The sequence below is a fragment of the Oxynema mangrovii CENA135 genome (assembly GCF_016632315.1).
Classification (GTDB): Bacteria; Cyanobacteriota; Cyanobacteriia; order Cyanobacteriales; family Laspinemataceae; genus Oxynema; species Oxynema aestuarii.
Genome location: NZ_JAEOXH010000001.1, coordinates 341,130 through 353,402 on the forward strand (window position 1 = coordinate 341,130; position 12,273 = coordinate 353,402).

General features: G+C 50.8%; 11 protein-coding genes. 4 read left to right on the plus strand and 7 right to left on the minus strand.

The window, feature by feature from the left end; all coding sequences use genetic code 11:
• Positions 1–35: 35 nt before the first annotated feature.
• From ybeY to hemL, 5 genes are all read right to left on the minus strand, one after another.
• Complete coding sequence (gene ybeY, locus JJD41_RS01350; protein ID WP_200666976.1) at positions 36–542, minus strand: rRNA maturation RNase YbeY; 507 nt, start codon at positions 540–542, stop codon at positions 36–38.
• 27 nt (positions 543–569) lie between these two features.
• Positions 570–779: a DUF3285 domain-containing protein gene (locus JJD41_RS01355; RefSeq protein ID WP_168568781.1), complete on the minus strand. Its 210-nt coding sequence runs from the start codon at positions 777–779 to the stop codon at positions 570–572.
• Positions 780–1,088: 309 nt separating this feature from the next.
• Positions 1,089–2,217, minus strand: a protein-coding gene (gene prfB / locus JJD41_RS01365; protein WP_200664380.1) for a peptide chain release factor 2 whose coding sequence is annotated in 2 segments (ribosomal slippage) — positions 1,089–2,144 and positions 2,146–2,217 — 1,128 coding nt in all. Because the reading frame shifts where the segments join, the coding sequence is not laid out codon by codon here.
• Between the two features lie 221 nt (positions 2,218–2,438).
• Positions 2,439–3,164 carry a Bax inhibitor-1/YccA family protein gene (locus JJD41_RS01370; RefSeq protein ID WP_200664381.1) on the minus strand — a complete coding sequence of 242 codons (726 nt, stop codon included), beginning with the start codon at positions 3,162–3,164 and terminating at the stop codon, positions 2,439–2,441.
• Between the two features lie 378 nt (positions 3,165–3,542).
• The gene (gene hemL / locus JJD41_RS01375) at positions 3,543–4,841 is read right to left on the minus strand and encodes a glutamate-1-semialdehyde 2,1-aminomutase (protein WP_200664382.1); all 1,299 of its coding nucleotides are present in this window, start codon (positions 4,839–4,841) and stop codon (positions 3,543–3,545) included.
• Between the two features lie 317 nt (positions 4,842–5,158).
• On the opposite strand from hemL, the gene JJD41_RS01380 reads away from it, so the two are divergent.
• The 3 genes from JJD41_RS01380 (at position 5,159) to JJD41_RS01390 (ending at position 9,205) form a co-directional block, all read left to right on the plus strand.
• Positions 5,159–6,031, plus strand: a complete 873-nt coding sequence (locus JJD41_RS01380) for a calcium-binding protein (protein ID WP_200664383.1) — start codon at positions 5,159–5,161, stop codon at positions 6,029–6,031.
• On the plus strand, positions 6,032–6,691 hold the full coding sequence (hisIE, locus tag JJD41_RS01385) for a bifunctional phosphoribosyl-AMP cyclohydrolase/phosphoribosyl-ATP diphosphatase HisIE (protein WP_168570061.1): 660 nt from the start codon (positions 6,032–6,034) through the stop codon (positions 6,689–6,691). It abuts the gene before it with no gap.
• Between the two features lie 540 nt (positions 6,692–7,231).
• On the plus strand, positions 7,232–9,205 hold the full coding sequence (locus tag JJD41_RS01390) for an adenylate/guanylate cyclase domain-containing protein (RefSeq protein ID WP_200664384.1): 1,974 nt from the start codon (positions 7,232–7,234) through the stop codon (positions 9,203–9,205).
• A gap of 265 nt (positions 9,206–9,470) precedes the next feature.
• On the opposite strand, the gene JJD41_RS01395 is transcribed toward JJD41_RS01390, so the two are convergent.
• Positions 9,471–10,352 (minus strand): EI24 domain-containing protein, encoded by an 882-nt coding sequence (locus JJD41_RS01395; RefSeq protein ID WP_200664385.1) that lies wholly within the window; start codon positions 10,350–10,352, stop codon positions 9,471–9,473.
• A gap of 231 nt (positions 10,353–10,583) precedes the next feature.
• The gene (locus JJD41_RS01400; protein WP_200664386.1) at positions 10,584–11,696 is read right to left on the minus strand and encodes a hypothetical protein; all 1,113 of its coding nucleotides are present in this window, start codon (positions 11,694–11,696) and stop codon (positions 10,584–10,586) included.
• A gap of 210 nt (positions 11,697–11,906) precedes the next feature.
• On the opposite strand from JJD41_RS01400, the gene JJD41_RS01405 reads away from it, so the two are divergent.
• On the plus strand, positions 11,907–12,260 hold the full coding sequence (locus JJD41_RS01405; RefSeq protein ID WP_200664387.1) for a hypothetical protein: 354 nt from the start codon (positions 11,907–11,909) through the stop codon (positions 12,258–12,260).
• Positions 12,261–12,273: the final 13 nt, after the last annotated feature.

Below are 12,273 nucleotides of genomic sequence, written 5' to 3' on the forward strand. Positions count from 1 at the left end.
TAATTGTTATCTGGCACGCTTTTCCCGGTCAACGGTTAAATTTCAAGACCGACAGCATGGAGCAAAGTTTCTTGCTGCGCTAACATGCGCGAGAGGCTGTCGTCGTCGGGGTGATCCCAGCCCAACAAATGTAGCAACCCGTGAGCCGCCAACCACGCCAGTTCGACGCTTAAATCGTGGCCCCGGGCGATCGCCTGACGCGCAGCCGTTTCTACAGAAATCGCAATATCTCCTAAATAGAGGGGGTCATCCGACTCCAACGGCCCCGCCAGTGGGGAATCGACTTCCAAGGCAGAAAATGCTAACACGTCCGTGGGCTTATCTTGCTGGCGATATCCGGCGTTGAGTTGTTGAATTTCCCCATCGTCACTCAGACGCACGCTCAGTTCGTAGCCCCTCGCACTGGGTAATTCAGCCTGCATCAGCGCCAACCAGGATGCAAACCAGCTTTCCCAGGTCTCGGCGGCGATCGCGGGATCCGGGAAAGACGCCGCCGCCGGACTTTCCCAGAAAGGTTGCTGCACGCTCAGTTCGAGTTCGATCCGTCGGTCAATCACTGAAGTGGGTACTCAACGGGTTAAATAAGACAGACCGACGAGAAGGGCAATCAGCCCGGTGGCGGTCAAAAAGAAGTGTTTGAGGGACTTGCCCCCTTTGCGAACCATATTCCGCATCGCCAGCTTGACATAACTCGGCGGCGGTTCGCCAGCACTGGCGGCTTCAGGGGTGGGGTTGTTTTCTAGGTCGGCAGTTTCTGGAGCAGTCGAAGAGTCGTTCATCGATAAGGATTAGCGCGGTAGAAGATTACACAAAAGTACAGAAAAGTACGGAAAAGTACGGAAAAGTACGGAAAATCAACAAAAATTCGAGACGATTAGAAGATGACAAAAAGCGAGGATTGTCCCAAATTCTAACAAAAAGGAAGCCGCAAGCATGGCGGATTTCCGAGGGGCGATCGCCACGGATCCTCTCTACAGTTCCCAAGAAATCGCCCGGGGACTTGCTCAAAATAAAAAAATCGGAAAAAACGAAGGCGATCGCCGCTTCCGCTTTTTCCGAACCGTTGCGGTCTCGAAACGATCTCCACGTCAGACAGAAGCACTGGCAAATTCACCAATTTGATTGTCTTGACGCAAGTAAGTTTCGACAAACTCGTCGAGTTCTCCATCCATCACGTCGCCAATCGCCGTGGTTTCGGTCCCGGTTCGCAAATCCTTGACCATTTGATAGGGATGAAAAACATAATTGCGGATTTGGTTTCCCCAAGCCGCCTCGACCATATCGCCCCGAATTTCGGCGATTTCCTTGGCCCGTTGCTCTTGGGCGACCGTCAGCAATTTTGCCTTTAAAATCACCAGAGCTTTTTCTTTATTTTGCAGTTGCGATCGCTCCTGAGTACAGCGAACCGCAATCCCCGTGGGAACGTGGACGATTCGCACCGCCGTTTCCACCTTGTTGACATTCTGCCCGCCTTTGCCGCCGGAACGAGTGGTGGTAATTTCCAAATCCTTCTCCGGAATCTCCAACTCGATCGAATCGTCGAGAATCGGCATCACTTCCACCCCGGCGAAACTCGTCTGACGCTTCCCGTTGGCATTAAACGGCGAAATCCGCACCAAGCGATGGGTGCCTTTCTCCCCGCGTAAATAGCCGTAAGCATAACGCCCTTCGAGTTCTAAGGTGGCCGATTTGATCCCGGCTTCGTCCCCTTCGGACAGTTCCATACAGTGGACTTTATAGCCGTGGGCTTCTCCCCAACGGGTGTACATCCGCAGCAACATTTCGGCCCAATCTTGAGCGTCGGTACCTCCCGCCCCCGCATTAATGGACAGGATGGCGCCGTTCTTGTCGTAAGGACCCGAGAGCAGTTGTTGGAGTTCCCAGCGATCGAGTTCCCGGGCCAGCCGGGTAAGATTCTGTTCGGCTTCTTGGTTCAACCCTTCATCGCTTTCGAGTTCGAGCAATTCGAGAATGGCTTTCGTATCTTCCAGCGAACCGGTCCATTCTGCGTATTGCTCCAGATGGGACTTCAAGTCGTTGAGCTCTTGTAACGTCTGCTGGGCGTGGGTTTGGTCGTCCCAAAAGTCCGGCTGAGCCGCCAACTGCTCTAAGTCGTGGATTTTAGCTTTCAGTGCGGGTAAGTCAAAGATACTCCTGGGTTTTACCCAGGCGATCGGACAACATTTCGATTTCGCGTTTGATTTCTAGCAAGTCCATCGTTATTCCAGGGAGTTTCTGCGATCGAGAGGTTCACTACACTCTCGATTCTAGCCGGATTTGAGAGGAAATCGATCTGGGATGGACTATTCTCGCAACCGTTCCCGCCCTCCAAAAACAAGATCGGGGTACGTGGCAGCATACCCCGATCTCGTTCGTCCGATCTCGTTCGTCCGATCTCGTTTAAATGTCGGTTAGTGGGTTAGCCTATCCGTCGCTTCTCAGTCGCGATTGAAGGCAATCAGCAGGCGCAGAATGAAGATGAACAGGTTAATGTAGGTCAAGTACATCGACAGCGCCGCACTCAGATATTGTTCGTCGCGATAGGTGCGCGGCAAAATGTAGAAATCGACCACCGCCGCCCCACAAAAGAGCAGCACTCCCAAACCGGAGATCCCGATTTCGAGCCACGTGGGGGTGTAAATGCCAAAAAAGCCGAGCAACAGTTGGGCGACGAGAACCACCAGTAAGGCGATAATGCCCAGTTGCACGGTTTGGGTAAGGGCGAGTCCGTCTTCGTCGCCGAGGTTGGAACCAATTTGGCGGGCGGCGATGAAGGTGACCCCGCACCCTAAGGCGGCGATGCCGACGCCTTCGATGCCGACGCCTTGGGTGCTGAGGGCGAGAGAGACGATCCCGGCGAGGGTATAGCCGGAGAGCAAGCTATAGGTCACCAACAGGGGCAAGGCGACGCTGTTATTGGCTTTTTCGGCGACCCCGCGCACGACGAAGAAGAGGATTAATTCGAGAATTAAGGCGCCCCAAAATGTCGTCCCGAACAGGTTGGGGGAGTTTGTCAACACGCTCAAACCGCCATAGGTGCCTAACGCGGTGAGAACGAGTCCGCCGCCGAGGAAGGGGAGGGCTTTGGGGATGACATTGGGGCCGACGAGGGATTGCGATCGCGCTTTTTGAAAGGCGTTTTGAAAATTACTGGTATTGCTCATGAGTGATTTTCAGTTTGGTTTCAGTCTGATATTGGTAGGCTATTGAGCGATCTTTGCACTCAACCCACGGATCTGCCAACACCGGATGAGTTGACAAGGTCTTCAACCTTTGACAAGAGTCGCGAGTCCAGAAAAGTTGAGCATTTGGTTGAGCATTTGCTCAAATACTTTCCAAGGTGCCGTGGGGCGCACTGAAACGTAAAAGCCTGGAAAGATCGGCTCTCTGGGGTCTTCAGCGATCGCCTCAATGCTACGATCTCAAATCTACAATCCCCCGTGGGGCGGGCATCTTGCCCGCCGCCATGGCGAGCTTATATCTATTACGAGATATCTATTGCCGATTTTCAATATCTCGTAATAGATAAATTTAGTGCGAGTTTACCAACTCGCCATTACTTCGCGAGCCGCATCCAGAGTACGCTTGATGTCCTCTTCCGTATGCGCCAACGAGGTAAAACCCGCTTCAAACTGAGACGGAGCCAAATAAACACCGCGTTCCAACATCCCGCGATGCCAACGGCTGAACTTGTTGGTATCGCACTTTTTCGCATCTTCGTAGCTGTGCACTGGACCGGGGGTGAAGAACAGACCGAACATGGCGCTGATTTGACCGCCGCAGACTTCGTGTCCGGTTTCTTTGGCAATATCGAGTAACCCGTCTACTAACATTTTGGTGATTTTGTCGAGATACTCGTAAGAGCCGGGCTTGTTGAGCAGTTCCAAAGTTTTAATCCCGGCGGTCATCGCCAAGGGGTTACCGGAAAGGGTGCCTGCTTGGTACATCGGACCGGAGGGGGCGACCATTTCCATGATGTCCCGGCGTCCGCCGTAGGCGCCGACGGGCAACCCGCCGCCAATGACTTTCCCCAAAGTGGTTAAATCGGGAGTGACGCCGAATTTTTCTTGGGCGCCGCCGTAGGAAATCCGAAATCCGGTCATCACTTCGTCGAAGACGAGTAGGGCGCCGTTGTCTTTGGTAATTTCGCGCAAGCCTTCGAGGAAGCCCGCATCGGGGGGAATAAAGCCTGCATTACCGACGACGGGTTCGAGGATGACTCCGGCGATTTGGTCGGGATTGTCGGCAAACAGGGCTTTGACGGCTTCGAGGTCGTTGTAGGGGGCGGCGAGGGTGTTGCTGGTGACGGATTTGGGAACTCCGGGGGAGTCGGGTAGACCGAGGGTGGCGACGCCGGACCCGGCTTGTACGAGGAACATGTCGCCGTGACCGTGATAGCAGCCTTGGAATTTAATGACTTTGTCGCGTCCGGTGAAGGCGCGCATGAGGCGCAATACTGCCATACAGGCTTCGGTTCCGGAGTTGACGAAGCGGACCATTTCGATGCTGGGAACGGCATCGATGACCATTTCGGCGAGGACGTTTTCTTGATAGCACGGGGCGCCGAAGCTGGTGCCTTTGTCGAGGGTTTCTTTGAGGGCGGCGATGACTTCGGGATGGCTGTGACCGCAGATGGCGGGTCCCCAGGTGCCGACGTAATCGATGTATTGGTTGTCATCGACATCCCAGACGTAGGCGCCTTGGACTCTATCGAAGACGATGGGTTGTCCGCCGACGGATTTAAAGGCGCGAACGGGAGAGCTGACGCCCCCTGGCATCAGTTTTTGGGCGGCGGCAAAGATTTCTTCAGATTTGGTGGTTTTGAAAGTGCTGGTCACCAAATTTCTCTCCTTTGTTGTATGGCAATGGTTGTACGGTGAAGTGTTAGATGGGGACTGGCCGTTGATTTCAGACAACAATCGCGGTTATAATTGGAGGCTGGCTCGGTGTGATTCGAGAAGACATTTAGCTTGAAAGAAAATTCATTTCAAGGGACAAACCAGTCCGACGGTTCGGATGTTAATTGTACAGGGTATTGAGAAAAATCTTATCGTCAATCTTAATGAAGGTTAAATTTTGAGACGATCGCCTTGAGGGATTTTGCGAAACATTCGTCGAGTTCGATCGCGGATTTTAAAGTTTCAAGATTTTATCAAAGATGCGTATTTTAGTCACGATCCCCCATGTTTTCGATCCCAATGGTGGGGGGAATTATGGGTCGCTCAGTCCGGATCCCCAACCGAGAATTAAAGCGCTGACTCAATGTTTGCGATCGCTGCACAGTCTGTTCAACCACAAGGCACAATTTTGTTTTGAATACCGCGATCGCCTTTATACTTTACCTGCCAATCAAGGGCGATCGGTTCTCATTCAAGTCATTATCTGTACCACCCAAGGCTTGCATTTACTCGATCGCCTCCCGATCCCCTCCTGGTCTTACCAACATCACGAGGTCAATTGCCATCCGATGTTAGTAGGATTTGAATGTCATGCACTGTTGCGAGAACATCTCGGGCAGTACGATTATTATTGCTATTTAGAAGACGATCTAATTTTGTCCGATCCGGAGTGGTTCGTAAAGCTGGGGTGGTTCAACCACTACATCGGCGATCGCGCCGTGTTGCATCCCAATCGCTTTGAAATTGTCAACCATCCGGAAATTAAGAAAATTTACATCGATCCCGAACTCGAATTTAAAACGGGTAAAAAAGATAACTTTGCCCATTACTTCTCCGACAATTTAACCATTGCCGGAAATGTAATGGGACAACAAATTATTATCAATCGTGCCGAAAATCCCCATTCGGGGTGTTTTTTTCTCAATCACAGACAAATGGCGGATTGGGCGAGCCGGGACTACTTTCTCGATGGCGACTCCCGCTTCTTCGGTCCGCTCGAAAGTGCGGCGACTTTGGGAATCGCGCGGACTTTCAGAGTGTACAAGCCCGCCGCGTCCAATGCCAACTTTTTAGAAATCCAACATTTCGGACAGGCGTGGAGCGAGAAAATTAAAGCGGTAAAATTTACCTAGATGTTTGCATTTCCAACTCAACCCCTAACTACCGTGCAACAATCGATTCCCCTCGATCGCATTCGTTATAACGACCAAGGACTCGTCCCGGCGATCGCCCAAGACTACCTCGACGGTACCGTTTTGATGATGGCCTGGATGAACCGAGATTCCTTACAAAAAACCCTCGAAACTGGAGAATGCTGGTACTGGAGTCGATCCCGCCAAGAACTCTGGCATAAAGGCGCTACCTCCGGTCACTTACAAAAAGTGCGATCGCTTCGCTACGACTGCGATAGCGACTGCTTGCTCGTCGGGATCGAGCAGATCGGCGATATTGCCTGCCACACCGGAGAACGAAGCTGTTTCCACCAAATTGACGGCCAGATCCAGCCCCCTCCCGCCGATACCCTCTCCCAAGTCTTTGAAATTATCTGCGATCGCCGCGACCGTCCCACCGAAGGCTCCTACACCGCCCAACTCCTCGCCGCCGGAGATAACAAAATCCTCAAAAAACTCGGCGAAGAAACTGCCGAAGTCGTGATGGCGTTTAAAGACGACGACCCCGAACAGATCGCCGGAGAAGTCGCCGACTGGATCTACCATGCCATGGTTGCCCTCGCCCATCACCAGGTCGATTTGCGCGACGTTTACCGCAAATTGCAACAACGCCGCCGCTAATCTTTCCTACACGGGCGATCGCCTCTGGGGAACCAGGCGATCGCCCCTCGACCCACACCCCGCCTGCCAGCCACAAACCGCCCCAGTGCGCTCGGATCGCTTCCTAACCCCTACCCTTACCGCAATCCCCCGACTGCCGCCACCGCCGACGATCGCCCGAATCGGCCATTTCCGGAGCGCGCGATTCTCCTTTGGAGAGGCTTTCGCGAACGCCCCTCCCCAGTCGAAATCGAACCTACAAATATCGATCGCGCCTCAATCACCCTAAATCAAACCCTGGATCGTCACAGGTTGAGTGAAGAGTTGATGAAAGATCTCCGAATACCGAGGAGCATCCGAAATCCCGGAAACATCCCGTGGCGAGAGCCAAATTTTTAGGCACCCAGGGGGCTGTGATAGATAATTAGAAAAGAACTTCATCTGTTCTCGAACGTCGAGTCATTTGACCGGGGTGGCATTAACAGAATCTCCCAATCCACGGGTTGTAGTGCCGTACAAAAGCCAACCGCCCACTGGGATGCCGATTGTTAAGAGGCAATTATGCCAGAAAAATACCATTTACCCTGGATTCGTTACCTCCCTGCTGCCATTATTTTTATCGTAGGCGTTGGCTTCTCAGTTGGGGCTTTTATCTTCGTGTGGCATTGGGAACACAGACGCCGAGACTACGAATTCAATCGCGCATCGGATATCATTGCCGGACGGCTCCAACAACATGCCGACGAAGATTTAGAAGTCATCCGCACCCTGGGAGATTTCTTTGATGCGTCCGGGGTTCCGCCAGAGCAAGCCTTTAGTCAATTCGTCCACCGTTCGATGAAAGAACATCCCACGATTCGACTCTTAGCTTGGGCGCCTCGGGTCGGGGATGAAGAACGGGAATTCTTCGAGTACGACAACCAACTCGCCCGCGATCGCAACTTTGAGATTCACCAAAAAAATGGGGACGGGGACTACATTCGCGCCCAGCCTAGTCCCGACTACTATCCCCTGCACTACATCGTTCCGGAAGCGGGAAACGAAGGCGCCCTCGGATTTAATCTGACCTCCAATCCACTTTATCAAGTCGCTTTAAATCATGCGGCCCAAACCGGGGAAATGGTGGTGACGGGAAAATTGGAGTGGAATCCCGACGGTAAGACCCAACAGGGGGTCTTGGCGATCGTTCCCGTGTACGCACCTGTGGACGAAGAAACTGGATTAGCCCTCGGCGACGATCGCCACGATCGCCTCCAAGGTTATATCCTCGGACTGCTCACCCTCAATGATATTTTTGAAGTCTCCGGAGCCGATCGCGGCGTCAGCCTCATTAACCTCTACCTGTGCGACGAAACCGTGCAGACCGCCGCCGGAACCGCCGCCACCCAACCCGCTAAAATCTTATTAGCCAGTTACGAAACCCTTCCCCAACTCCCCGAATCCACCGCTACCAAGATCGTTTGTCCCATCGACACCCTATCGAGATCGGAAGCATCGGTCTCCACTGCTTCCGGTATTTCCCCCACCCAGGGAGTGACCCGGCGCCAAATTGAAATCGCGAACCGCCATTGGTCCGTGTACGCAGTTCCCACCGAAGAATTTCAAGCGAAACGTCGTCATTGGCGTTCTTGGGCGACGTTAATTGTCGGCTTACTCTGGACTCATATCCCGGTGACCTATTTATTGACTTCCTTGAGTCGCACGGCGCAAATCGAACGACTCGCCCGCGAACGGGCCCTCAAAGCCGAACAATTACGGCAGGCATTTCGACAGTTGGAAGCGGAACAGGCGAAATCCGAGCGTTTGTTGCTCAACGTCTTACCCAAGGCGATCGCCGATCGCCTCAAGCAAAATGAAAATACGATCGCCGATAGTTTTCCGGAAGTCACCGTCTTATTTGCCGATATCGTCGGCTTTACCCGCTTGGCGTCCCGGGTCTCTCCTCCGGAATTAGTCAAAATCCTCAATCGCATTTTCAGCGCCTTCGACCGCCTCGCTTCGGAATACGGGTTGGAAAAAATTAAAACCATTGGCGATGCTTATATGGTCGTCGGCGGACTGCCCGTTCCCCGTACCGACCACGCCGAAGCGATCGCCCGAATGGCGATCGCCATGCTCGAAGAAATCGAACAGTTTGACAGCCAAGACCGCGAATCGTTTTCCATGCGGATCGGCATTCATACCGGGCCCGTCGTCGCCGGAGTGATCGGCACCAATAAATTTATTTACGACCTCTGGGGAGATACGGTCAATACCGCCAGCCGCATGGAGTCTCACGGCGTTCCCGGACGCATTCAGGTCTCGCCGACCACTTACGAGCGCTTGCGCCACGCCTACGATTTCGAGCCGCGCGGTCCGATCCGGATTAAAGGAAAAGGAGACATGATGGTTTATTTACTCTCAACTCGCAAAAATCGCCCGATCCCCCGCTCTTCTGCCTGGCAACTGAGCAGTTCTGAAGCTTCGACGTTCAATTCTGAAGATGCGGACGATTCCCCCGACGCGATCGCCTCTTTTCGACCCGATCCCATTTGAATTCGCTCGGATTAAAGTATAAAAACTTGGGCTTTGGAGTCGCGTAATTTCTCACTTTCGCGAGCGATCGCCCCCATTTCGAGGCCGTCGAGGGAGAACTCGACCGTCCGTAATTTATATATTTATTCTACGCAATTTTATGTAATTGCTATCGATGACTGAATTTCTGGACGATGCACAGAACTTGTGGAGACCAAAAACGTTTCGCCCCTACTCATTTTTATTGAAAGTATCTATATTCAAATCATTATATTTAAGATTCGATCTACTCCCCCACCTCTTCCCCAAATTTCGGCCAAACGCGATCGCAAAAAAACAGCGTTCCCGCCGCCACGCAAACTGGAACGGCAAGTAAATTGAGCATCGGAATGCTAATCATCACCAAACAGACCAATGCAAACGACCCACTCGCCGGGAGGTGACCGAAGACAATGCCCAATTTTCGGCGAAAACGCAGGCGGCGCCGTTCTAAAGGGGCGTCGAGAAAGTCCAAACAAACGATCGTGGCGGCGATCGCAATTCCTCCCACACTGGCGGCAATCGTTCCAATTAAAGGAACTCCATTGAATAAGAGCAATATTAAGGCGAATCCTGCTGCAAAAACCAGTTTTTTGATTTCAAACATCAACGCCCGCCAAATATCGCGGGCGATCGTCTTGAGGGTCATCGGTTCGGCGATCGGGAGTTTGCCATTGCGTAACAGTTCCAACTGTTCGGAAAGTTGCCCGTACCACGGCGCCCCCAGAATAGCTCCAAATTGAACCAGCAACAAGCCGATCGCCACGAGTAACAATCCCACTAAAACCAGCCGCAATCCCCAGCCTAAAAGATTGTCGATCGCGTTGAGAAAGCTCAACCATGCGGGGAGACGGGCGACGAACGCCTCTAAATAGGTCCCGACCCGGGCGATCGTCGCGTCAATCCCATTTAATCCCGGTAGCAATAATCCCACGTACAAGGCAATGCCGACCACGACATTGACCGCGATCGGGATCGAGACGTACGGTCGTAATTTGGGGGTGTGGATGAAGGTGGCGATCGCCCGAACCGGATAAGTCGCCCCCGCAATCAATCCAAAACCGCCGAGAACGGTGGATAAAACAGTGTTCGGGGAAGACGGGCGATCGGGAGTGGGTTGTTGTGACATCGTCGAACAATTTTGGGAACCAGTTTCCCCATTTTAGCTAGGGCTTTCTTCAGCAAGCTCTAGTTATAGCCGAATGTGGAGAGCGATCGATCGGTTTTTTCGATTTTCTAAACAGTCGAGATTCGTCGCTCGTTTCTACGGACAAACCTGGGGCTTTTAACGATGGGAAGGTTTTAATATTGATAAATACCTCATTATTGATGCTAGGAATTAGTCAATAAATAACGTTAATTAATCAAAGAATTGCCCAAATGATGATTGACGTAATGATTCATATAGAGGGTTTAACGGCTCATTGCCTGAATCTTCGGATTGAGAATCATCAGTTTCAGATGCTGGGTTGACAGCATTAGCTTTCTTAAAAAGCTTGAGATTTTTATCGATCTGTTTAATGGTTAGATCTATGGTATCCTTTTTAAGATCCTTGACAATAGGAATCGCTTCAGAAATAGATTCAACTAAATCTTTACAAGCATTAATCAAGCTTCTAATAAGTGATAGTTGCTTAACATAATCTTCTTTGTTATTGATGGATTTGAGGTCTTTCAAAGCATCTTTCAAAGCTTTAACATTTTTGATAAAATCATGTCCTGCTCTTAAAATCGGTGTAGGAGAAAGAATAGCACTCGCTAAACTTGGTGGAACGGCTTCATTGAATTCTTCCATTAATTCTTTAGCTCTTTCTGGATCTTCAGCTAAATTCCAAGTAACATAAGCTATTCCTTTCGCCGCCAGATAAGTGAGTGAGTAAGTCACTCCAATAGCATTAAGCGCTAAAGCTTTTCCACTCATACTCGTGCGACGATCTACAATTTTTTTGAAATTATCAAAAGCTTCTTTAATAGAATCAAAAACAGAAAGTAAATCATTAATACGATCGGTAGTTTCAGTAAGTGCATTAATAGCTCGGTCGAAAAATTCCTCAGCCATGAGGTCATTCGGGCAAGTCATATTGACGCCACATTCCCCACGTTGCACGGTCATTTCGGCAAGGGGGGTCTGAGTTACTGTTAATTCAGTCGTTTCAGCAGTCGATTGTTGTTCGCTATCGTCTGGAGTTTGTGAATCGGAAGTCGAACGTTGAATCGTGGCACTTTCAATCGCAGAGGATTCAGAAGAAGATGGACTGGAATCAATTAAAGGTTGTTGAAACTTCTTCATTAATGGACGATCGTTCGGATTCCATTCTTGAGGTAATGGACTATAAGGAGGTAAAGGTTTTGATATCTGATAATTGGTCGATTCCGATCCACTAGCCGAGAAGCGAGCAGTTAAAGGTGTTTTTTTCTGTAGCTTTGGGATGGAAACGCGATCGCCAGTGTATTGGGATGAGTGAAAAGGCATTTTTACTTATCAAGTGTCAACTAATTATGGTTAAACAACTGGTAAGTACGAGTTTTAATTCAGTTAATAGACTAACGATAATTAGCTTCTTAGTAGCATGGCTTTAATGAAATGTCAAAAAGGAAAACAAAAATCGAAGAGGAGAAGAGTTTTACACCGATCGCATCCAAGGAGTCCGAACAATAAGGAAATAGCCATGAGATCGAAACGATGTCGAGTTTGAAAGATCGAATTGAAAATAATTTAGTCGTTTTTACCCTCAGTACCTTACTGGCAGGCTTCACTGCCGGATTTGGCGCCTATCATACGATTCTGACGTTATCCGGCAATCGCAGCCTTTCCGATACTCAAGTCGAACACCTCCGCCAAGAGCTGCGATCTCAATATTGTGATTCCTCGTATCCCGATTTTTGCATTCCGCCATATCAAACCGATCTCGATTGCGAACATCTTCCATTCCAGAATATTCGCGTCATTGGGTCGGACCCACACAATCTTGATGGCGATCGCGACGGTATCGGTTGCGAATCGCCCAGTTCCGATCTGAAGGATGGGGAGTCTTGAGGAGATCGTCGGG